Below are 23,041 nucleotides of genomic sequence, written 5' to 3'. Positions count from 1 at the left end.
GTCTGGTCATGCGATCATGCCACAGCCCCGATGCGGATTGCCACTGGCTGCGTGAACGATCAGTAACGGACCACCCAAGGCATAGAAAATTGACACGATGACACCACAGGATTTTCTGAAGTTTCCCATCTCCACCGTCTTTTCGGCACCGTTGATCCTGCAGTTTGGCCTGAGCCAGCTCGCGTGGAATGCCCGGCTGGCGCGGCAGGTGCCCAGGCCGGCCACATGGCCGTCGGTGTCCAGCGAGCCGGCGCCGGGAGGTTTTTGTTCGCAGGTGGAACTGCAGGCCTACCAGCGGCTGCTGCAGATGCCGCAATCCCCGGCGCAGGAAGTGCTGTCCAACGTGCCGCTGTCGTCGATCTTTGCCATCGACGGCAAGGCGCTCGACCATTTCTTCGATACTGCCGGCTTTTCGCCGTCGCAGCGCGCCTTTGCCCACCTGAAGGTCGAAGGACAAATTGGCCAGAAGAGCGTGGACCTGCTGGTGATCGACAAGCTCAGCCAGGACATCCTCTTCGGCCTGGAAGTCGACAGCGAGTACCATGCGCAGGACGATCAAATCACGCACGACCTCATGAAAAGCGCGTTTTTCCGCCTGCATGGCATCCCCTTGCTGCGCCTGTACAGCCAGCAGGTGTACCGGGCCCACGACTGGTCCGCATTTTCCCTGTTGCTGGAACGGGCGCGACAGCAGTGGCAGGCGTACGTCCGGCATCCCACCTGCGCCACCATGCAGGCGCACATGCCCCCGTCACTGTACTTCCCGCACTGGTGGGCCGCCACCGAGTGATGCACAGGCACGCGGCCGGCAGGCGGCAATGACACGCACCCGATGTTGCGCGATGCGCGCTCGCGGCATGCATGTATTCAATTCTTATCGGCATTTTTAGGACTGTTCTGATTTCAGTCAAGAAACGCCGTGGCTACACTTCAATAAGGCAGCAGTGCTCACCGTCCGGCATGGAGGGTGGGCGCCGTCCCTGGTACCCCCTTATTTGAAAGTAACGGCAATGACAAAGCAAGTACAGCAGCATCCACCCCGCGTGACCGGATTGCGCAACCACCCACCGGTGCTCGAGTCCAATCGCTTTCGCAGCGCCGACCTGCTCGACGCGCTGATCGATTTCCTCGGCTTGAAGAACGATGCGGCCCTGGGGCGCGAACTGCAGGTGTCGCCGCCCATCCTGTCGAAGATCCGGCATGGCGCATTGCCCGTCAGTGCCGCCATCCTCATCCGCATGCACGAGGTGAGCGGTTTGAGCATCTACGAATTGCGTGCATGCATGGGCGATCACCGCAATCGTTTCGGCATGCTCGATGCGCAGGAAAGCGACTGACGGTGTGCCTGCCGCCACAGGACTGGCGCAGCGTTCGCGTGCGCCATGCCGTTCGGCGGCACTTGCCTGCCTGGTCCTTCCCTACGCTTCAACCCTAGGAAAAATGCCGTGAAAACCCTCCGACCCCCTGTGCGCAGCGAATTTAACACCTTGCGCGTGACGACCTTGACGCCTGATGCGGGCAAAGATGGCGCGCGCTGGCTGGACACGATGCTGAGCGCCATGGAAATTGTCAATGTAAGCAAAGTCCGTACCTTGAGCATGCTGCCGGCGCTCTTGCAGTCAGGGGAGGTCGACGTGATCGTGGCCGATGTCGAACACGGCGGCCTGATGGTGCCGACCCTGCTCAAGACGCTGGACGCGGCCAGCCCGCTGGTGCGCTTTCCGCATGTGCTGTGGGTCGGCCAGCCAACGCTGCTCAACCTGCTGCATGGGCCAGTGGCGGCGACGCAGGAGACGCCGGCGCTGTCGCGCATCGGCGGCCTGTCGGTGACGGCCTTGCTGGCGCATGCCCGTCTGGCGCGGCGCGCCGGCATCCATGTCGGCATGGTTCACGGTGGCGGCAAGGCGGCCTTTACCGAGGCCTTGCGCGCCTTGCTGCAGGTCGCGCCCGTCAGGCGGCAGGCATCGGGCGCCGCGCCAGCCGCAGGTCCGACGGAGGCCGATGTGATCGAGGCGCTAACCACCGGCAAGAACCTGCGCGTGATGCTGCAGCCGCAGTACGACTTGCGCACGCGGCGCATCATCGGCGCCGAGGCGCTGCTGCGCTGGCATCACCATGACGTGGGCGAGGTGCCGCCATCGGTGCTGATTCCGATGGTCAACCGCCTCGGCCTGCATCTGCTGCTGTTCAGCTTTATCGAGACGCGGGTCATCGACGTGCTGCTGGTGCTCAAGAGCCGCCAGGTGGCGCTGCCCATCGCCCTGAATGCCTCGGCTGAAACCGTGTGCACGCCGGGACTGGCGCAGCGGCTGGCCGAGAAGATGCAGCGGGCCGGCCTGCCGCCGGAACGGCTGAAAATTGAATTGACGGGAGATTTGCAGATCCCCGACGAGCTGTTACTGTCCGCCGCGCTCAATACGCTGCGCACCAAGGGTTTTCCCGTGTCGCTCGATGACTTTGGACAAGGTTCGGCGACCTTGAATCTTCTGGCCAGGATGTCGTTCGACGAAGTCAAGATCGACGGTGCATTCGTGCGCGACATGCAAACGAGCGCCTCGGCGCGGGCCGTGATCGGTGCGACAGTCCATCTCGCGCGTTTGATGAACCTGAAAGTGGTGGCCGAAGGCATCGAGGATGCCGCATGCATCGAGGCACTGGTCAAGCTGGGCTGTCCGGCGGGCCAGGGCTATGCGCTGGCGCGTCCCATGGAGCTGCGCGACTTTTTTGACAGCGTGTGCAGCAAGTGAGGAAAGGCGCCTTCGCCCAGCGGGGCGGCGGTTGGAGTGAGGAGGAACGCGATGCTCGCTGCATGAAAAACAGCATCGGCGGGACGTATGCCAAGTGCATCTTGCACCGGAACCATGTTATTGCACAGGAACAACAATGTTGATAAATTACATCACTGATGATGTGAATGGCAAAAATAGGAGTAACCTCATCAAAAGTACCTTTTTTCGTGTAGCGCCTGGTCTTCGCCCTTGCCGATGAAACGCTTACGTATTGCCTTGCTCGACGATCACGCGGTGGTGCGGCATGGCCTGGTGGCCCGCCTCACGGCCGAAGCCGATATCGCCGTCGTCGGCGCCTACAGCACCAGCCGCGAGCTGATGGCGGGCCTGCTGCTGGAACCTGCCGACGTGCTGTTGCTCGACTATGCGCTGGGGCCGGACGAGCTCGACGGCGTGTCGCTGATCCGCGCGCTGCGCGCCAAGTTTCCCGATTGCCCCATCCTCGTGCTGTCCACGCATCATGAACCGGCCACGGTGGCGCTGGCCCTGCGCGTCGGTGCCCGCGGTTTCGTCGGCAAGGGCGAGGAAATGGCGGAGCTGGTCAAGGCCTTGCGCAAGGTGGAGTCGGGCGCCGTGTACCTGAGCGCCGAAATGTCGTACCGGGTGGCCGAGGCCACCACCGCCTTCGATGCGCGCGGCGGCGATGACGGCGCCGATGCATTGCTGCTGGGAGCGGCACTGTCGGCGCGCGAGCGCGAGGTGATCCGCTGCTACCTGGCGGGCATGACGGTGACGGAAATCGCGGAAAAATTCAAGCGCAGCATCAAGACCATCAGCTCGCAAAAGGCCACCGCCTTCCGCAAGCTGGGCGTTACGTCGAACAACGAACTGTTCAAGATCCGCCATACCATAGGAGAAGCATGAGGCGTTGGCGTGCCGGTATCGCCGCGTTGCTGCTGGCCGTCTGCTGCATCGCGGCGCAGGGGCAGGGGCAGGGGCAGGGGCAGGAAAAGGCGTTTGCGCTCAGCGGCGCTGAGCAGGCCTGGGTGCGCGCGCATCCGGTGCTGAAGCTGGGCCTGCGGCAGAACCGGCCACCGTTTGAAATCGTCCAGCGCGGCGCGGTACGCAGGGGCATCGGCACGGATTACATCAACATCATTGAACGGCATAGTGGCCTGGTGTTTGACATCGTGACCCTGGCCGACACGGACAATGGCCTGGCCGCGCTGCGCGAACGGCGCATCGACTGTCTTCCTGCGGTGCGCAGCATCGGCACGCCGCCGCAGGCGCCCGGTATCGACTACAGCCTGCCTTACCTCTCGACCACGGCCATCGCCGCCACACGAGAACAGCTTGAACCGGGTGCCGATGGCATCGCCTTCGATGGCAAGACCGTGGCGCTGCCGGCGGCGGAAGCGGACTTGCTCGGCGTTTTCCTGCGCGAACGCCACGACGGCATGCGCATCGTTGTCCGTCCCAGCATGCGCCAGGCGCTGGCACTGCTGTCGAAGGGCGGCGCCGACCTTGCCATCGGCACCCGGGCGCAGCTGATGCCGGGGTTGATGCGCGAAGCGGGGGAGAACCTGCATTTTACCGAGCTTCCCTTGGCGATGACGTCCGACGTGCGCATGGCGCTGCGCGACAGCGACCCCTTGCTGGTATCGATCGTGAATAAATCGCTGGCCGCGATGACCCCGGCCCAGATCCGCCTGGTGCGCCAGGATTGGCTGGAGGCCGAGGGCGATGAGCACGCAGGCATGCTGTTTTCGGTCGATCACTTTGGCGAGCATGTGGGCCTTGCCGCCGCCTTGCTGCTGATCCTCGCGGGCCTGGCATACCAGGCCTTCAGCGCGCACCGGCGCGCCTTGCGCAATGAACGCAGGGCGGCCATGTTCCTGGCCGTGATGAGCCATGAAATCCGTTCGCCCATGAATGCCGTGCTGGCCGCCGTGGAATTGCTGCGCGCCACGCCCATCAATACCGAGCAGCGTCACTTTGTCGACCTGGCCAGCAATGGCGGGAATATCCTGCTGCGTTTGCTTGACGACGTGCTCGACGTCTCCAAGCTGGAGGCGGGTCAACTGACGCTGAGCCTCGATGCGGTCGATGTCGTGGCCCTGGCCAACGATGTGGTTGCCTTGCAGCAGCTGCGGGCGCGCGAGAAGGGCATCACGCTCGATGTGGCAGTGCGCCAGGCCCTGCCGCCGTTGATGCTGGACGAGGCCAGGCTGCTGCAGGTGCTGCATAACCTTGTTTCAAACGCCATCAAATTTACGGCAACAGGCGGCGTCGAGATTCAGATTGCCATGCTGGAAGACGGGCAGGGCCAGGCGCGGTTGGAAATGACCGTTGCCGATACCGGCATCGGCATCGCCAGCGCCGTGCAGGCCACCCTGTTCCGGCCCTACGTGCAGGTGGAGGGCACCTACAAGCGCTCGGGCGGCACGGGACTGGGACTGGTCATTTGCCGTGAACTGGTCAATCTGATGCAGGGTACGATCACTATCGATAGCGAAGTGGGCAAGGGGACGCGCATGGTGATTTCCCTGCCTGCGGACGCGGCGCCCGCTGCCGCCCTGGCGGCCGCGGTGGCGCCGGCCCGTCCGATCCCGGTGGGCGGCACGGCGGCGCAGCGCCTGTCGATACTGGTGGTTGAAGATGTACCGGCCAACCAGGCCGTGCTGCGGGCCCAGCTTGCCAGCCTGGGCTGCGACGCGGACATCGCCGAGAATGGCGCCAGGGCACTGGCCAGCTTCAGCCTGCGCGAATATGACCTTGTGCTGATGGATTGCGATTTGCCCGACATCGACGGCTACAGCCTGACGGCCGAATGGCGCAGGCGCGAAGCGGACCTTGAACAGGCGCGCTGCCCGGTCATCGCCATTTCCGCCTCCACAGGGGCGGATCATGCCGAACGCTGCTTTGAAGCAGGCATGGATGGCATCTTGAGCAAGCCGATCCGCCTGGCCAAACTGCAGGATATCGTCGAACTCTGGTGCGACGTGAGCCTGGCGCTGCAGGCACCGCCGATGGCGACGACCGGCGTATTTGACATGCCGCAGGTGCGCGCCGCGTTCGCCAGCGACATGGGCGAGCTGCTGCAGGCCATGGCCATGCACGAACGCGATGCCGCCTTGCGCGCCGCGCATCGCCTGCATGGCGCAGCCCTGTCCATGCAATGGACGCAGATGGCGCAGCCGGCAGGGCAGCTGGAAAGCCTGCTGCGCAGCGACGCAGCGCTCGCCGATGCGCGCTGCGGCGGGCTGCTGCAGCATGTCGTGGCCGCCTGGCGCAACAGCGGCCAGCATTGATTTCAACTTAAGGGAGCAACATGTCAAGTAGCATGCACAAGAATAAAAAACAAGCGATGGGGATGCTGGCGTTGATGTTGCCAACCACCTTGCTGTTTCTCGTATTGTCCGGCATGGATCCGACGAAGTTGCCGTTGGCTTCCGAAGCCCTGCCTTTCGGCGTGCCTGCTTCGCTAGGCAATATCCCGATAGCCTCGGCGATCTTTTACGTCAGCATGGGGTTGACGGGGCTGGTGCTGGCACTCCTGCCGGAAACCCTGTCGCGCAGGAAAGCCTTGCTGGCCGGCTTCCTGCTGCTGGCCGTGGCTGCGTTAATGGGCCTGTATTCCCGCACGCTATTTGAACTGTGCTGCTGGAGTTTGCTGGGAGGTATCGGATGCACGATGAATATCTGTGCCTGGGTCAGTATCGGGGTCACGTATTTCCCCCGCCATTGCGCCCTGGTGGTGGGACTCATGATCTGCTTTACCGCAGTCAGCAACATTTTTGCGAACAAACTCAGCGCCATTCAGCACGCCATCAATGAACAGGGGGAACTACCTGTGTTACCTGCGCTGGCGGGCATGCTCATCCTGATCCTGCTGTATCTCCTGATCTGGCATTTTTTTCAGCAGATCAGCGCCAGCGGCGAGCCGCGCTTCATCCGTCCTGAAGCCAGGAACCCGGTCGGTTCGGTCTGGTCCCGCGGCCCCTTGCTGCTGTTTCTGGCCGCCATATGCCTGCCATTGAGCGCGGGTAACTTTGACTATCTGTATAGCCTGTACATGCGCGAGATACTGGGATTTCCCATCAAGACGGTAGGGGTGGTGATAGGCATTGCCATGAGTGCCACCTTGCTGTCGCCGCTGGCTGGCTGGCTGGGGGACCGCCACGGCGCCGTGAAAATGCTGCTGATCACGCTGCCCATCACGGCCGCTATCGGCGGCCTGATCTCCCTGGGATGGCAGCTGCCAGTGGAGGTACTCATGCTGCTGGTGTTCCTGATTGGCTTTGCTCTGACCGCCGTGTTCTATATCAATATTCTGGCGGCCCTGATCCAATCGGTGCCGCCCATGCAGAACATGCGGGCAGTGGGCTTGTTTTATGTGGCCTTCAACCTTGGCATTCTTGCCGCGGATGTGCTTTTCACCCACCTGAAGGAGATGGTCGGCTGGACAACGCTGGTGTTATTGCAGCTGGTCTTGCCCCTGGTGCTGGCGACCGTTCTGGTCTGGCTGGCGCAGCGCATCATGACGCCTGACGATCAGACGGTGCTGCCAGACTGATCAGCCGGCAGCCTTTCATCTTGCCTGCAAGCGCCGCCTTGCAGGTTTTCCCCGCAGCTACATTTCACGTCGTTTCCCCTCCTGTCCAGTCACACCGCAGCGCTGTATTGCCAGCGCTGGCGTCTTGCGTCCGCGGTTGCCGCCTAAAAAGCGCATCTTATCCGCTCGGGCGGATTTTTAAGACCATTCTCATATCGACAAGTATCGCGTCTCTGTAAAGTACGAATCTGCAACAACAGCCGCGTTCCTACATTAACTGGTGCGCATTTACCTTTATCTTTCAGGAGTAGTCTCAATGAAATCCCAAGCCCGTATCTTCGCCGTTCTGCTGGCCGCCGCTGCAACCCAGTCCGCTTTCGCCGCCGATGGCACGATCATTTTCAAAGGTGAATTGTCCGATTCGACTTGCACGGTTGCTGTCAACGGCGCTGCCGGCCCTGCACCTGCGACCGTGCAATTGCCAAAAATCTCGGCTGCCCAGCTGAAAACTGCTACAGAAGTTGCAGGTAAGACAGGTTTTAACATCACGCTCAGCGCTTGTACCGGTACCACCACCACGGCTGCCGCATTTTTCGAACCGGGCGCCGGTGTTGATCCGGTGACCCATAACCTGAAAAATAACGACGCCGCCGGCGCCAAGAATGTTCAGCTGCAACTGCTCGATGGCACCAACAGCAAGCCGATCAAGGCCGGTGATTTCGCGCAAGTCACCGATACCAGCAAGGTCACGAAGAATACGACTGGCGAGACGGTTCTGCCGTATGCCGTGCAATACATTGCCACCGGCCTTGCCACCGCCGGCAAGGTCGAAAGCACCGTTACCTATTCCATCACTTACGAGTAATCCACTCGCCAGGGAAGCACGTCCTCGCCGCCCAGGCGGGACGCGCTTCCCGTCTACATTCTGAGGTCTTCCATGTCCCCATATCATTCATTGCGCAGTTCGTTGTTGCTCAGCCTGGCCTTGCTGTTTTGCTCTTCCTCCATGGCCAGCGTGGTGATCACGGGAACGCGGCAGATTTATCCGGCAAAGCAAAAAGAAATCACGGTCAAGCTCAATAACGATGGCGCAATGCCGGCGCTGGTGCAGGCGTGGGTCGATGCCGGCGATGTCGCATCGACGCCGGCTGCGGCCAAAGTTCCTTTTGTGCTCACGCCACCGCTGGCCCGCATCGATCCCGGCAAGGGGCAGAGCCTGCGCCTGATGTTTGTCGGTCCGGCTTTGCCGGCTGCGAAGGAATCGGTGTTCTGGCTGAATGTGCTGGAGATTCCGCCCAAGTCGCAAGAGGCCGATGTGAATTCGCTGCAGATGGCGTTCCGCTCACGCGTCAAGATTTTTTATCGCCCAGAGGGGCTGGCTGGCAATCCGGTCGACGCGATGGAACAACTGCAATGGCGTGCCGTGCCCGCCAGCAATGGCAAGGGCTTTGCCCTGGAAGCATATAACCCGTCCGCCTTTCACGTGTCGCTGGCGTCGCTGTCGCTGATGGTCGGCGCCGTGCGCAGCGAGAGTGATGGCGGCATGGTGGCGCCAGGCGAGACCAAACAATTTGCGCTACCCACCGTGAAAGCCTTGCCTGGCGCCGGTGCACAGGTGGAGTTTAGCGCCATCAATGATTATGGTGTCCCGATGCCGGTGCGGCGCACCCTTTCTGCGCCCACCGGCCGGCCCGCTCCTTAAGGTCTGAATCATGCATACTCATCGCCATATTCGCTATTTTCCTCAAGTAATGCCTGGTCCGGGCGTCAATGCGCTCGTTGGCAGCGTGGTCAAGGCGGTGGCGTTCAGTTCATGTGCGTTGGTCATGCCGGCGGCGCATGCCGATCAGGTCGAATTCAATGGCGCGTTCCTGCCGGCAGGCTCGCGCAGCCTGGATCTGGCCGCGTATCAGAATGGCAATCCCGTCTTGCCAGGCACTTACCGTGCCGATATCGCCCTCAACGGCCAGCTGAAAAACCGCCAGGATATCAGGATTCACGCGAATGACGACGGCAGCCATCCGGTAGTGTGCGTATCGCGCAAGCTGCTTGAATTGCTTGGCGTCGACATGACGCGTCTGTCGCCGCAAGCGACGGCCTTGCTGGAAGCGGACAACTGCGCCGAACTGGGCAAGCTGATCGAGAATGCGACGGCCAAGTTCGTGCCGGAGAGCCAGCAAGTCGACATCAGCATTCCGCAGATTGCGCTGCGCCGCGATGCGCGCGGTTATGTCAGCCCGGAACTGTGGGATAGCGGCGTGACGTCCGGCATGCTCGGTTACAGTTTCAACAGCAATCACAATAAAAGTGGCGACAGCGCCTTCAACTCAGCCTACCTGGGCCTTGACGGCGGCTTCAATCTCGGCGCCTGGCGTCTGCGCCACAAGAGTGCGCTGAGCTGGCAGCAAGCGGGCGGCAGCCACTATCAGGTGCTCGACACCTATCTCCGGCGCGACATCACCTCGCTGAAAAGCCAGCTGACCCTGGGCGACGCAAATACCAGTGGCGAGATTTTCGACACCCAATCCTTCCGCGGCGTGCAACTGGCCAGCGATGACCGCATGCTGCCGAACTCGCTGCGCGGCTATGCGCCGGTGGTACGCGGCATCGCCCGCACCAGCGCCCGTGTGACGATACGCCAGGCGGGCAATATCTTGCTGGAAACGACGGTGGCGCCAGGCGCCTTCGTCATCGACGACCTGTACGCCACCGGCTATGGCGGCGACCTGAACGTGACCGTGTCCGAAGCGGACGGCAGCGAACAGCGCTTTGTGGTGCCGTATGCCGCCGTGACGCAGCTGCTGCGTCCGGGAACGCTGCGTTTCGGCGCCACGGCCGGCGTGACGCGCAATAATTACCTGAGCCAGCAGGCAGGTTTCATGCAAGGCACCGTGCAATATGGCTTGAATAACAGCCTGACGGGCTACGGCGGCGTGCAAGCCAGCGCCGACTATTTTTCGCTGCTGGGCGGCATGGCGTTTGCCACGCCGATCGGCGCCATGTCCGTCGATCTGAGCCATGCGCAGACTGCCCTGGACGCCGAGAAGGCCAAGGGCCAGAGTATGCGCGTGTCGTACAGCAAGAATATCCTAAGCACCGGCAGCAATTTTTCGATGGCGGCCTACCGCTTTTCCACCAGCGGCTACCTGGATTTCGCCAACGCCATGCAGGCGCTTGACGCCGAGCGGCAGGGCTATGCCACGACCATGCTGGACCGCCCCCGCAACCGGCTGTCGCTGACGGCCGACCAGAGCCTGGGCGAGTGGGGCAACCTCAGCGTTAGCGGCTATACGCAAAATTACTGGAACCGGGAAGGGCAGGACTTGCAATACCAGCTCAGCTATAACAAGCGGGTCGGGCGCATCAGCTATGGCATCAGTGCCAACCGCGGCAAGACGTCGTCAGGCGTCATGGAAAACCGCTTGCTGCTGTCCGTCAACCTGCCGCTGGGCAGCAGCGCCAGCGTCGACATGCCGCACGTGTCGGCCCAGCTGGAGCGCAACGCCGATGGCCGCTACAGCCAGCTGGCCACCGTCAGCGGCACGGCCGGTGAAGAACGCCAGTTCGGCTATGGCGCGTCGCTCAGCCGCGATGGCAGCAGCGGCAGCAGCAGCGGCACCCTGAGTGGCCAGTACACGGGAGCGCGGACCTTCGTTGGCGCCTCGATCGGGCGCGGGCAGGACTATACGAGCGCCTCGTTCAACATGAGCGGCAGCGTGGTTGCCCATCCTGGCGGCGTGACGTTGTCGCCGCACCGTGGCGACACCATGGCCGTGGTGCATGCGCCTGGCGCCGCCGGTGCCAGGGTGGCCGGCTATCCGGGTCTCAGGCTGGACGCCAGCGGCAATGCGGTGGTGCCGTATCTGCGTCCATATGAACTGAACGACGTGGCGATCGATCCCGTGGGCTCGTCGATGGACGTGGAAATGCGCGAAACGAGCCAGCAGGTGGCACCGCGCGACGGCGCCGTCGTCTTCCTCAAATACAGCACCAGCACGGGCCGCGCAATTTTGTTCCATGTGCGCCTGGCGGGCGGCGACGTGCTGCCGTTTGGCGCCACGGTCAAGGACGAGCAAGGGCAGTCCGTGGGCATGGTGGGCCAGGATGGCCAGTTGTATGCGCGCCTGCAGGAAAACAGCCGGCAACTGTCGATTTCGTGGGGCAGCAGGGCGCATGAGCGCTGCTCGCTGCCGGTGCCAGCGTCGTTGTTGCAGGGCGAAGGCGGACAGCTGCAGCAAGCCGATGCCGTGTGCGTGCCGGAACTGATCAATGCCAAGGCGGCGCCCGCCGAAGAACGCAGCGCTGACTTGCTGGGCGGCACGTATTCAGTCGATATTTTCGTGAATGGCCAGCGCATGGAGCGGCGCGACGTGGCGTTCCTTCCTATGCCCGGGGGACAAGATGCGTCTCCTTGCATGAGTACGGTTGATTTGCAGGCGTATGGAGTGCAGCTTTCCAAAGAGCAGTTGCTGCAGCCATGCCAGCTGGTGCTGCAGTCGATTCCCGGCGCCAGCTGGAGTCATGAGGCAGCCGTGCAGCGTCTCGATCTGCAGGTGCCGCCTGCATTTCTGGCCGCGCTGGTACCACGCCAGGATTTGCAGGTCGCCGCAGCCAGAAAATATGAAGACACCGCGCTTAAAATCAACCAAAAAAGAAAACCATGAACGTTCGTAAAGTGCTGTCTCTGCTGGCCGTATTGCTCGTTTGTGGTGCGCCGCAGCTGGCTCAGGCGTTCGAATGCCGCATCACCGATGGCGCTGCTACCACTGCAACGATGGCCCTCCAGATCAGCAGCCTTACCGTGCCGCGTGATGCACCCAACGGCACTTATCTCTACACCCAGGCTTTTCAGAATGCCGATGCTGGTATCCAACGGATTGGCTGCACCGATGCGATCGAGTCAGAAGGCGAGGGATACGGGTATGTTGCAGGCGTACTTGGCAGTGTCAGCTCCAGCGCTGTCCCAGCAATGGCCGGGAAAATTTATGAAACCGGGGTGCCCGGCATCGGTGTGGTGTGGCAGGTCACCTCGGATACCTCGCTGAATGTCGGCAAAGGTACGTACTTTTACTTGCCCATTAAGTGCCTGCCTTCTAACAACTTACGGGCTGAATGCTATACAGGCAGGTCCGGGTCGGTGAGAGTACCAACTACTTTCAGGGTCGCGCTCGTAAAGACTGGACCGGTGGGCATAGGCCTTATACAGGCAAGCGCTTTGGGCCGGGCGATTCTCCGTATACGATTTTCATATTTATCCGGTAGCACTAGTAGCAACGAAGTTGACGTCGTGACACTGGGATTGACAGGCAGCATACGCGTTGTCAGTAAAACCTGCACGACGTCTGATGTCAGCGTACCACTTGACCGTAGCAAGATAATGCCCCTGAAAGGGGCAGGCATGTCCCTGCCGGCGGTCAACTTCGAAATCCGCTTGACCAATTGCCCAGGGTTTCCTGGTAGTATTTCGAGCGGGGGCGGTGGCGCACTTTCTTCGCAAAATGGTGGCGTCATTGGCCCCAGCAGATCGCCGAATACCCTCAAGATACGTATAGACCCGATGGCAGCGGCGATCGATGCCAGCAAAGGCGTGCTGAGTCTGACGGCGGAGAAACGGGCTGCCACTGGCGTGGGAGTACAACTGTTAGACGAGTCAGGTCAACCCTGGATATTGTCGAAGGAAGTCGGCGTGCCGAATCTCGAGGCCAATACCGTTTCGTTGACCATCAAGCTGAGCGCGCGCTATCTGCAAACGGCAGCCAAGGTAACGCCCGGCTTGGCCAATGCCGTGGCGACGTACACGCTGAATTATCAGTAGCTTTCTTGCTGGGTTGAAAGGTCGCCAATTGCGTGTACGCAGGCTGGTGGCCAGACGAAAAAAACGACTCGCAAGCGTAATGCCGTTCAGTTAAGACTGAACGGCATTTTTATTTTCCGGGTTGTAACCGTCAGAAGAGGCTGCTAACGCGCGGGACATGCTGGGACATGCTTGAGGACACGATTCATTTTTTGACGGAGACCCAAACGGCGCCAGATTGAGGGCGTCTGGGGTAACATTTGTCGCTCGAGTGGGGCGATCAGGAAATAATCGACACTTCATCATTCCCGCCAAATCGAATACGACGCGGAGACCGCTGGCGTTGGCAGGGGGGATGTGCTGATCGAGATGAAGCTGGCACAGCAGGTTCGCAAAAAATGGCCGGATCTGCCACCATCTTGGCGGGCACGCACCATTGCCGTGGTCGATGGCCAATGGCGAAAGCGGCATTGGCGGTGAAATGCGATCCCACTGAAATCAGCGTTGTACTGGCGATCCACGTCATCCAATATGAGCTGCCCTGGTCGCCATCGTGCGTTCCCAGGACAAGTTGCCAGCCTTGATGCAATGCCTGCGTCAGCGGCTAACCAGGTCGCTGAATGAAGAACGGCCCGATCGCCAATTCGACCGGGCCGTCAAAGCCGTGCCTCGGCGTTACACCGTCCGGCTCTTGCAACGAGACCTTGACTGAACGTCAATACGCCGGTGAGAGCGCGTTGTCGTGTATGACCATGCGGCCTCCAGAGCTTCAGGACGGCAAGCGATGCCGGCAGGGGGACAACAGTGCCCGCAGTTCGCCGATGGACAGACCCGATGCTTCGTGCATGCGTATCAGCATGTCCGTATCAAGCGCGGTGCTTCCTCTTCTCAGCTTGCTGATCGCAAAGGGCGGCACGCCTAGCTCGCGTGCCAGGCAGGCATCATTGTGCAATCCCATGTAGGCGAGCAGGCGTTCGACCAGTGCCGCGGCATCATGCGTGTGAACGGCTGTTCCGGTACCCGTTGCATCGGTGCTCAAGATCAGTGGTAATTGCTTCATATCGGTCATGTCATATCGCCTTCACTGTCATTGCCACTGGCTTGGCCAGTTGACGCTGGATGAAGTCCGCGCGTTCCAGCGGCCTTGCCAGCGCATAGCCCTGGCCGACGCGGCAGCCGATGCCCAGCAAGGCTGCCAGCTGCATTTCATTCTCGATGCCTTCGGCCACCAGCTTGAGGTTCAGCCTTTGTGCGAGGGCAATCAGGGTGGCGATGATGGCGTGCGACTGGGTATTGTTTTCCATATCGCGGATGTAGGCGCCATCGATCTTGACTTCATCGAAAGGCATCTTGGACAGGACGTTGAAGGTGGCGGAGCCGGCACCGAAATCGTCGAGCGACAGGGTAAAGCCCTTGGCCTTCAGGGTGTTCAGGCATGCCGACAGGCACAGTTCATCGAGTACCGGCAAGTCTTCGGTAACTTCCACTTTCAGCAGGCGCGTCGGCAGGCAGGCATCCCACATTCTGGCGGCCAGCTGCTCGGCCATGCCCGGTTCGCACACGGTATCGATCGAGGCGTTGACGGCCAGCGGCACCTCCGCGCCATGGCGGCGCAGGTAGTGCAGCACATCGATGACTTCCCTGACGACCAGGTCGAACAGCGGCAGATGCAGGCCCAGCCGGTTGACCATGGGAATCAACACGGCTGGCGCCACCTCGCCATAGCGGGGATGGCGCCAGCGCAGCAGCGCCTCGGCGCTGACGATGCGCCGGCTGTGCAGGTCGTACTGGGGCTGGTAGACGATGCGCAGTCCTTCACCCGTATGGATGGCATGGATGATGTCTGCTTCAGAAGGCAATGCCAACGGGCGATGGCCGGGCGCGTACACGGGTTGCTTGCAGTCATGCGCCGCCTCGCCCGGCACCGAGAGATAGGGCAAGGGCAGGCGCTGGCGCACCGTGATGGAAGGAATGGCATACACGGAGGCGCTCATGGCGTTGTCCCGAAGGGTTGGAGATGCAGGAAGTATAGGCAGGGCGTTTACTGCAAGAAATCGGAATGTTCTGAAAAGCGGCGGCGCGGATGGCCCGCAGCCGTGCAGGGGCGGCGCTCGCCGAGGCGGCAAGACGGCGAGGATGCCGGTGTGGCGGGTGGCGCCGCTTCAGCGCCGGCGCATGCAGGCCGCCGCTTAAACGCCGAACGCGCAGCGCATGAAGTCGCGCCGGATGTCGTTGATCCTGTCGAACTCGCGCGTGTAATACAGCTTGTTCGTCAGCAGCACCGCGTAGCGGCCGCGCCGGGGGCTGAGCCACATGGCAGTGCCGGTGAAGCCCAGGTGGCACCAGATGTCGTCCTGCGGCGCGGTGCCGGCCGCCGGGTGCCAGAACAGGCCGCGCGACGGGCTCAAGGTACCGGTCTGTACCCTCAGCGAATCGCGCACCCAGCCGGCGTCAAACACGCCGCCCTGTTGGCCGCTTGCGGCCGCCAGCATGGCCCGCAGGAAGCGCTGCAGGTCGGGCACATTGGAGAACAGACCGGAAATGCCACATACGCCGCCCAGCAGCCGGGTTGAAAAATCATGCACCGTGCCGCACAGGTGGGCGCCCGCAGCGTCGCAGTATTCGGTGGGCGCGGCCAGGTGGGCGAGCGGTGGCGGCAAGGGGCCGAAGCGCGTGGCGGCCATGCCCAGCGGGCGCACAATGTACTCGTCTAGAGCCTGGTCCAGGGGCATGCCCAGCAGGCGTTCGATGACCCAGCCGAGGATCAGGGCGGCGCGGTCCGTGTAGGTCACGGCCTGGCCCGGCACGCCTTCCAGCGGTTCGCGCAGCACGCCGCGCACGATATCGTCGTACACCTCGCCATAGCTGGCGCGCAGGCGGGCACGCAGCGGCAAGCCGGCCGTGTGGGTCAGCAGCTGGAAAATCGTGATGGGCCCCAGGGCATAGCCTGCCGTGCCGGGCAGCAGGTCTGCCAGGCGGTCGTCCAGGTGCAGGCGCTGGCGGTGCACCAGCCACCCGGCCAGCGACCAGACGCCGATGATCTTGGTCAGCGAGGCGATGTCGAACAGGGTATCGGCCCGCATGGCGGCGCTGGCGGGGTCGGGCGTGAGGCGCCCGGCCGCGCCCATCGCACTGTGCTCCAGGCTGCCCACGGCCCAGGCTGCACCTGGAAAAATCTGTTGTTCCACGCCGGCCGCAAGCAGCGTCGTTAATTGGTCCGTCAAGTCTGTAAGGTGTGTTATTGGCATGATGAAGGTACGGTGTTTGTTGGGTGTTGCTCTGCCGCTGCCACCCCCAGCCAGCGCGCCACCGACTGCGCCACCCAAGTCCCCTCGTCGAGCGGCAGGTCGTGGCCGGCCTCGCCGTGGATCAGGCAATCGGCCTGCCAGGCGCGCGCCAGGCGCTGCGAGCAGCGGTGGTCGACGAGACAGTCCTGCGCGCCGGCCATCACCAGCACGGGCATGGCCGGACGGCTGGCCGGCGCGCGGTAGCGGGCGGCTGACAGCAACTGGCGCAGCGCGTTGCGGCGGCTGACCGGGAATTCCTGCTGGAATGCCAGCCAATTGTCCAGCAACGCAGGATTGCCCGCCGCATGCCGGCGGCTGGTCAGGCGCAGGATCAGCGCTTCCTGGCTGCGCGCGTCGCCGAAGCACAACTGGCGCAGCAGCGACGGGTAGTTCTGCCAGCGCAGGCGCTGGTAAAACGGGTTGAACGGCCGCATGCTGGTGTTGAGCAGCACGCAGCGGGCCACTTCCCGCGGGTAGCGGTGCGCCCATTCCACGGCCACCATGCCGCCCAGCGACAGGGCCAGCAAGTGGTAGGGCGCCGGGATGCCGCGCGCCAGCAGCTCCTGGCGGCAGCATTCCACCATGCCGGCCACGCGCGTGGCGCTGTCCTGCTGGTGGCGCGTGCCATTGCCGGGCAGGTCGGGCGTGATGATGCGGGCGCCGGGCAGGGTGCCGGCCAGGGTGGCGGGGAAATCGCCCCAGTGGCGCTGTTCGCGCATCAGGCCGCGCAGCAGGACCCAGCTTGGCGAGACCGAGCTTGGCGAGACCGGCGGCTTCATGATTCGTACCACTGCACCAGCGCGCGCCGGCGCTGGGCTTTGCGGGCCAGGCCGTCCGGCAGCCAGCGGCCATGGCTGCTGGCGGCGCGCATGAGGAAGTCGAACCACACCAGGTGGCGGCGCAGCACGCGCTGCAGGCGGTGCGCGGCCGTGGGATTGAAGATGCTGACCCGGTTGAACAGCTGGCGCGGGTTTTTCTTGACCCAGCGCCACGAGCCCATTTCCAGGGTCAGCGGCAGGAACACGCGTTCGCTGTAGCCGGTACCGTTCAAATACAGATAGTCCCACAGGTCGCCGTGCGTGCGGTATTGCCGGCTTTGCGGCTCGAACACATAATTGTGGTTCGGGTAGCTCTGGCTGAACAGTTCCTCCAGCGCGCCGATCTCGGCCAGGTGTTCGATCGGCACCTTGGTATGCGCGTGGGGAAACCAGATGCGGTCGCGCAAGCCGAAGCCGGAATGGCAATCGAGGGCCATGCTGAACTGGCGCGACAGCAGTTCGCGCTCGACGAGGTCGCACACGGCCTGGCTTTCCGCCTCCATCGGCGCGTCAAAGGCACCGCGGTACCAGGGTAGGCGCGGGCTGTAGCGTTGCCCGCCCAGCATGAAGGGCACGCGCTCGCGGGCGCTCAGCGGCGCGTTGCGCATCAGGTCCACGCCGCGCGGATTGCTGCGCGTGGCTTGCCACATGCCGCCCGGATTGGCCAGCGGCATGAAGACCAGGCGCATGCTTTCCAGCTGCTGGTGCAGGGTGGCGTCCCAGCGCAGGCGGGCGATCAGGCTTTCCAGAAAAGAGAGCAGCACTTGCGTGCCGATGCGTTCGAGGCCGTGGATGCCGCCAAAAAAGCCCAGCGCGGGCACGTCGGGGCTGGGGTTGCCCAGCGCAATGGTGTACACGGGAAACTGGCGTCCATCCATGGCGATGCTGCAGGCCGTGGCCACTTCCAGGTGGTTGCCGCCCTCGTCAATGAGGCGCTTGAGCATGACCAGTTCGGGCAGATTCTTTTCGATCATCAGGCGTCTGAAAGAGAGAGTGACAGCCAGTGTAGCCGAAATCTTGCCCGTTCCCTGCGTCCCGCATGACGAAATTTACGCGGTGCCGGCATGTCACGAAGCCGTCATGATTGCGGTGTAAGCTGCCGCCCCTGATGCAAAGGCGATCCGCTTTTGCCCGCCGCCAGCCGCGTGATTTGAACGTTCGTTAGCGTACAGACGCATGGCTATCCTCCTGTCAGGCTGGAACCTCGGGCCTGCATGCGCCCACCCAGCCAGACCACAGCCAGGAGGAAGCGCGACATGACGGAGCCTAATCACATCAATGCCGGCAGGCGCGGCCTGCTGATCGCCGGCGCGCTGTCGGCCACCGCCGTGGCCGTCCCCGGCGTGGCGGGAGCGGCCGAAGCGGCCAATACAGCCACCGCAGCCAGCCAGGCCGGGCAGGCGCCACCGGTTTTGATGAAAGTCAGCCTGGACATCAACGGCCAGCGCCACGGACTGGAGCTCGACACGCGCACCAGCTTGCTGGACGCCCTGCGCGAACAGTTGCACCTGACGGGCACCAAGAAGGGCTGCGACCATGGCCAGTGCGGCGCCTGCACCGTCATGCTCGACGGCCAGCGCATCAATTCCTGCCTGACCCTGGCCGTGATGCATGACGGCGCCAAAGTGACCACCATCGAAGGGCTGGGCACGCCCGAGAAATTGCATCCGATGCAGGCCGCCTTCATCGCACATGACGGCTTTCAATGCGGCTACTGTACCCCGGGGCAGATCTGTTCGGCCGTCGCCGCGCTCGGAGAAATTCGCCAGGGCATCCCCAGCCACGTCAGCGCGGACCTGAACGCCCGGCCGCAAGTGACGCCGGAAGAATTGCGCGAGCGCATGAGCGGCAATATCTGCCGCTGCGGCGCCTATTCCAATATCATCGAGGCCATCACCGAAGTGGCGGGGAGGCCCGCATGAGAGTCTTCAGCTACCAGAAGGCGGCCACGCCTGCCGAAGCGGCGGCTGCCGCCTTGCGCACGCCGGGCGCCAAGTTCATCGCCGGCGGCACGAATCTGCTCGACTTGATGAAACTGGAAATCGAAACGCCCGCGCATTTGATCGACGTCAATGGCCTGGCGCTGGACAAGGTGGAAGCTACCCGTGATGGGGGCTTGCGCATTGGCGCGCTGGTGCGCAACACGGCGCTGGCCGCCCATGCCACAGTGCGGCGCGACTATGGCGTATTGTCGCGCGCCTTGCTGGCCGGTGCCTCGGCGCAATTGCGCAACAAGGCGACGACGGCGGGCAATCTGCTGCAGCGCACGCGCTGCCCGTATTTCTATGACACGAACCAGGCCTGCAACAAGCGCGTGCCAGGCAGCGGCTGTTCCGCCATCGGCGGCTTCAGCCGGCCGCTGGCGATCCTGGGCGGCAGCGAGGCCTGCATCGCCACGCACCCGAGCGACATGGCCGTGGCCATGCGCCTGCTGGACGCCAGCATCGACACCGTGCGTCCCGACGGCGCCGTGCGCAGCATCCCCATCGCCGACTTTTACCGTCTGCCGGGCAACACGCCGCAGCTGGAAAGCGTGCTGCAGCCGGGCGAGCTGATCACCAGTGTGGTCTTGCCGCCGCCGCTGGGCGGCACGCATATCTACCGCAAGGTGCGCGACCGCGCCTCGTATGCGTTCGCGCTGGTCTCCGTGGCGGCCGTGATCTTGCCGAACGGTACGGGCAGGCTGGCCCTGGGCGGCGTCGCGCCGCAGCCGTGGCGCGTGGCCGGCGCCGAGCAGGCGCTGCCGAATGGCGCCGCCGCCGTGGCACAGCCGTTGCTGGCCGGCGCCAAGCCGACGCACGACAACGCCTTCAAGGTGACCTTGGCGCAGCGCACGATTGCTTCCGTGATGGCTGAAGCACAAGCGAAGAAAGGCTGATGCCATGAAATTTTCCACACCTGCCACCACCAATCCCATCGACCAGTTGAAAGTCGTGGGCCGCGCCACGGACCGCATCGACGGCCCCCTGAAAACTACGGGCACGGCGCCGTACGCGTATGAACAGCATGCCGCCGCACCGAACGCCGCGTATGGCTACGTGGTGGGCGCAGCCATTGCCAAGGGGCGCATCGCCGCCATCGACACCGGCGCCGCGCGGCGCGCGCCGGGCGTGCTGGCCGTGGTGACGGCCGAATCGGCGGGCAAGCTGGGCAAGGGCAAGATGAATACGGCCAAGCTGCTGGCCGGCCCGGACATCGAACATTACCACCAGGCCATCGCCCTGGTGGTGGCGGAAACGTTTGAACAGGCCCGCTCGGCCGCGCAGCTGCTTGACGTGAAATATGTGGAGCAGCAGGGTGCGTTCGACCTGGCAAAAGCGAAAAGCGGCGCCGTCAAGCCGAAGGATGGCAAGCCCGACAGCAAGGCGGGCGACTTCGCCAGCGCCTATGCCCGTGCGCCCGTGCGCCTGGACGCCACCTATACGACGCCGGACCAGTCGCACGCCATGATGGAGCCGCACGCCTCGATTGCCAGCTGGAACGGCGATGCGGTGACGGTGTGGACGGCGAACCAGATGGTGGACTGGGGGCGTGGCGACCTGGCCCGCACTTTGGGCGTGCCGAAAGACAAGGTGCGCATCGTCTCGCCCTACATCGGCGGCGGCTTCGGCGGCAAGCTGTTCGTGCGCGCGGAAGCCTTGCTGGCGGCGCTGGGGGCGCGGGCGGCGCAGCGTCCCGTCAAGGTAGCCCTGGCGCGCCCGCTGATGATCAACAACACGACGCACCGGCCCGCCACCATCCAGCGCCTGCGCATCGGCGCCACGCGCGACGGCAAGATCACGGCCATTGGCCACGAATCGTGGTCGGGCGACTTGAAAGGCGGCCAGCCGGAAACGGCCGTGATGCAGACGCGTTTGCTGTATGCGGGCGCCAACCGCATGACGGCCATGCGCCTGGCCGTGCTCGATCTTCCTGAAGGCAACGCCATGCGCGCGCCGGGCGAGGCGCCGGGGCTGATGGCGCTGGAAATCGCCATGGACGAGATGGCGGAAAAATTGAAAATGGATCCCATTGTTTTCCGCATCCTCAACGACACCAAGGTGGACCCGGAAAAACCCAGCCGTCCATTTTCCCAGCGCCGCCTGATCGACTGCCTGCGCACGGGCGCCGTGGAATTCGGCTGGAAAGACAGGCCAGCCCAGCCCGGCACGCGGCGCGACGGCCGCTGGCTGGTCGGCATGGGCGTGGCGGTCGCCTTCCGCAACAACCTGGTCATGCAATCGGCCGCCCGGGTGCGCCTCGATGGCAACGGCATCATCACGGTGGAAACGGACATGACGGACATCGGCACGGGCAGCTACACCATCATCGCCCAGACGGCGGCGGAAATGCTGGGCGTGCCATTGAAGCGGGTGGTCGTGCGCCTGGGCGACTCGGATTTTCCCGTGTCGGCCGGCTCCGGCGGGCAATGGGGCGGCAACAGTTCCACGGCCGGCGTGTATGCGGCCTGCGTGCGCCTGCGCCAGGCCATCGCGGGCAAGCTGGGCTTCGATGAAAAAGAGGTGCGTTTTTCGGATGGGCAAGTGAGCCAGGGCGAGCGCAGCGTGCCGCTGGCGGCGGCCGCCTACCATGGCGAGGTTGTCGCGGAAGACCACATGGAATACGGCGACCTGGATAAAAAATTCCAGCAATCCACCTTCGGCGCGCACTTCGTCGAAGTGGGCGTCGACAGCGACACGGGCGAAGTGCGCGTGCGCCGCATGCTGGCCGTCTGCGCTGCCGGCCGCATCCTCAATCCGAAAGCGGCCCGCAGCCAGGTGATCGGCGCCATGACCATGGGCGTGGGCGCGGCCCTGATGGAGGAACTGGTGGTCGACCAGCGCCGCGGCTTTTTCGTCAACCACGACCTGGCCAGCTACGAAGTGCCCGTGCACGCCGACATCCCGCACCAGGACGTGCTTTTCCTCGATGAAACCGACCCCATGTCCTCGCCCATGAAAGCCAAGGGCGTGGGCGAACTGGGCATCTGCGGCGTGGCGGCCGCCATCGCCAACGCCGTCTACAACGCGACGGGCGTGCGGGTGCGCACGTATCCGGTGACCCTGGACAAGCTGATTGGCAAGCTTGGTGACAGGCTCAGCGACAAGGTGACGGCGTAGCTGTGGTGAGCGGGGAGTGTGGCGGGCTGTCTGTGCCATGCCCCCCGGCTTCCTGCGCATAAGGCATCAGGCTACACCTCCTGCGTCCGGTATTTGCGCCAGAACAGGTAAAAAACTGTACCGCAAAGAAAGCCATGCGCACCGAACCCCAGGGCCGTTTCAGCATAGCTCAGCCAGGCGTATGCCATGGGCTGGCCATTGTCATAATATGGCAAGACATGCCCGTGCCATGACAGATTCGCCGTGAAACCGGGTATGGGCTTGGGGTAGGTGATGACAAGATAAGGCAGCATCGCCATGGCGGCGGCGCAGCCGCTCAGGCTGAGGAAGCTGAGTTTTCGTGTCTTGTTCAGTGCATCAAAGCAGGGTATGCCGAACAGCAGGATGGGCAGTATCGACACGGCCATCACCGCGAGCCCAAATACGGCAAGGAGGTCAAAGGGCGGAAAATTGCTGATGGAAAATTTGGCGCCCATTAACGGGAAGAAGGTGACCAAGGCCAGCACTGGCTGCAATAAAATGGCGACAAGAGTTGCAAGAGTAATATGCAGAGTTTTCATGGAGGCGATCAGGTGTGGAATGTTTTAAAGCTGGCAGTGATAACAGCCTTCATAAGGGAGCAAGGGCATGGACTTTCCTGAAAAACGCACGGGCGAGCTTTCGCGCGCGGCTCATTGGGCATTAGGAACTCGACCGTTGAATTTTCGGGCCAAATTACATCACAACCATGACTCAATATTCACAGCGGCAGCATGGCAT

The 23,041-nt window shown here is 63.1% G+C and carries 19 protein-coding genes; 13 read left to right on the top strand and 6 right to left on the bottom strand.

What is annotated here, in order from left to right; all coding sequences use genetic code 11:
* Positions 1-97: 97 nt before the first annotated feature.
* From ACQ4WR_RS03160 to ACQ4WR_RS03115, 10 genes are all read left to right on the top strand, one after another.
* Positions 98-790 (top strand): DUF2726 domain-containing protein, encoded by a 693-nt coding sequence (locus ACQ4WR_RS03160; RefSeq protein WP_436485246.1) that lies wholly within the window; start codon positions 98-100, stop codon positions 788-790.
* Positions 791-1,010: 220 nt separating this feature from the next.
* The gene (locus tag ACQ4WR_RS03155) at positions 1,011-1,337 is read left to right on the top strand and encodes a hypothetical protein (protein WP_258003043.1); all 327 of its coding nucleotides are present in this window, start codon (positions 1,011-1,013) and stop codon (positions 1,335-1,337) included.
* A gap of 108 nt (positions 1,338-1,445) precedes the next feature.
* Entirely contained in the window at positions 1,446-2,747 is a 1,302-nt protein-coding gene (locus tag ACQ4WR_RS03150) for an EAL domain-containing protein (RefSeq protein ID WP_180979453.1), read from the top strand.
* Positions 2,748-2,984: 237 nt separating this feature from the next.
* A complete protein-coding gene (locus tag ACQ4WR_RS03145; protein ID WP_102295750.1) occupies positions 2,985-3,653 on the top strand; it encodes a response regulator transcription factor in 669 nt (222 codons plus the stop codon).
* Positions 3,650-6,040, top strand: coding sequence for an ATP-binding protein (locus ACQ4WR_RS03140; protein WP_436485244.1), 2,391 nt, complete (start codon positions 3,650-3,652; stop codon positions 6,038-6,040). Before ACQ4WR_RS03145 ends, ACQ4WR_RS03140 begins: the two co-directional genes overlap by 4 nt.
* Positions 6,041-6,072: 32 nt before the next feature.
* Positions 6,073-7,305 carry an MFS transporter gene (locus ACQ4WR_RS03135; protein ID WP_436485242.1) on the top strand — a complete coding sequence of 411 codons (1,233 nt, stop codon included), beginning with the start codon at positions 6,073-6,075 and terminating at the stop codon, positions 7,303-7,305.
* Between the two features lie 295 nt (positions 7,306-7,600).
* A complete protein-coding gene (locus ACQ4WR_RS03130; RefSeq protein ID WP_436485240.1) occupies positions 7,601-8,149 on the top strand; it encodes a fimbrial protein in 549 nt (182 codons plus the stop codon).
* 72 nt (positions 8,150-8,221) lie between these two features.
* Positions 8,222-8,986 carry a fimbrial biogenesis chaperone gene (locus ACQ4WR_RS03125; protein WP_436485238.1) on the top strand — a complete coding sequence of 255 codons (765 nt, stop codon included), beginning with the start codon at positions 8,222-8,224 and terminating at the stop codon, positions 8,984-8,986.
* A gap of 124 nt (positions 8,987-9,110) precedes the next feature.
* Positions 9,111-11,948 (top strand): fimbria/pilus outer membrane usher protein, encoded by a 2,838-nt coding sequence (locus tag ACQ4WR_RS03120; protein WP_436485236.1) that lies wholly within the window; start codon positions 9,111-9,113, stop codon positions 11,946-11,948.
* Positions 11,945-13,099 (top strand): fimbrial protein, encoded by a 1,155-nt coding sequence (locus ACQ4WR_RS03115; protein WP_102295758.1) that lies wholly within the window; start codon positions 11,945-11,947, stop codon positions 13,097-13,099. Before ACQ4WR_RS03120 ends, ACQ4WR_RS03115 begins: the two co-directional genes overlap by 4 nt.
* Positions 13,100-13,847: 748 nt before the next feature.
* Here the strand turns inward: ACQ4WR_RS03115 and ACQ4WR_RS03110 are convergent.
* The 5 genes from ACQ4WR_RS03110 to ACQ4WR_RS03090 form a co-directional block, all read right to left on the bottom strand.
* Positions 13,848-14,147 carry a transcriptional regulator gene (locus ACQ4WR_RS03110; protein ID WP_258003044.1) on the bottom strand — a complete coding sequence of 100 codons (300 nt, stop codon included), beginning with the start codon at positions 14,145-14,147 and terminating at the stop codon, positions 13,848-13,850.
* A 1-nt stretch (position 14,148) separates the two neighbouring features.
* Complete coding sequence (locus ACQ4WR_RS03105; RefSeq protein ID WP_436485233.1) at positions 14,149-15,072, bottom strand: EAL domain-containing protein; 924 nt, start codon at positions 15,070-15,072, stop codon at positions 14,149-14,151.
* A 195-nt stretch (positions 15,073-15,267) separates the two neighbouring features.
* The gene (locus ACQ4WR_RS03100; protein ID WP_436485231.1) at positions 15,268-16,326 is read right to left on the bottom strand and encodes a serine hydrolase domain-containing protein; all 1,059 of its coding nucleotides are present in this window, start codon (positions 16,324-16,326) and stop codon (positions 15,268-15,270) included.
* Positions 16,317-17,144: an alpha/beta fold hydrolase gene (locus ACQ4WR_RS03095; protein WP_436485230.1), complete on the bottom strand. Its 828-nt coding sequence runs from the start codon at positions 17,142-17,144 to the stop codon at positions 16,317-16,319. Before ACQ4WR_RS03095 ends, ACQ4WR_RS03100 begins: the two co-directional genes overlap by 10 nt.
* A complete protein-coding gene (locus tag ACQ4WR_RS03090; protein ID WP_436485228.1) occupies positions 17,141-18,157 on the bottom strand; it encodes a M14 family zinc carboxypeptidase in 1,017 nt (338 codons plus the stop codon). Before ACQ4WR_RS03090 ends, ACQ4WR_RS03095 begins: the two co-directional genes overlap by 4 nt.
* Positions 18,158-18,439: 282 nt before the next feature.
* Between ACQ4WR_RS03090 and paoA the strand changes: the two genes are divergently transcribed.
* The 3 genes from paoA to paoC are packed head-to-tail and all read left to right on the top strand — an operon-like array spanning position 18,440 to position 22,282.
* Complete coding sequence (gene paoA, locus ACQ4WR_RS03085; protein ID WP_436485226.1) at positions 18,440-19,105, top strand: aldehyde dehydrogenase iron-sulfur subunit PaoA; 666 nt, start codon at positions 18,440-18,442, stop codon at positions 19,103-19,105.
* The gene (locus ACQ4WR_RS03080) at positions 19,102-20,061 is read left to right on the top strand and encodes an FAD binding domain-containing protein (protein WP_436485225.1); all 960 of its coding nucleotides are present in this window, start codon (positions 19,102-19,104) and stop codon (positions 20,059-20,061) included. The genes paoA and ACQ4WR_RS03080 overlap by 4 nt, the downstream gene beginning before the upstream one ends.
* Positions 20,062-20,065: 4 nt before the next feature.
* Positions 20,066-22,282, top strand: a complete 2,217-nt coding sequence (gene paoC / locus ACQ4WR_RS03075; RefSeq protein WP_436485224.1) for an aldehyde oxidoreductase molybdenum-binding subunit PaoC — start codon at positions 20,066-20,068, stop codon at positions 22,280-22,282.
* Between the two features lie 71 nt (positions 22,283-22,353).
* Here paoC and ACQ4WR_RS03070 read toward each other — a convergent pair whose 3' ends face one another.
* Positions 22,354-22,842, bottom strand: a complete 489-nt coding sequence (locus ACQ4WR_RS03070) for a hypothetical protein (protein ID WP_436485222.1) — start codon at positions 22,840-22,842, stop codon at positions 22,354-22,356.
* Positions 22,843-23,041: the final 199 nt, after the last annotated feature.

This window comes from Janthinobacterium amylolyticum (assembly GCF_051380655.1).
Classification (GTDB): Bacteria; Pseudomonadota; Gammaproteobacteria; order Burkholderiales; family Burkholderiaceae_D; genus Janthinobacterium.
Note: the sequence above shows the minus strand (reverse complement) of the source record. Positions and strands in the feature narration are given on the sequence as shown.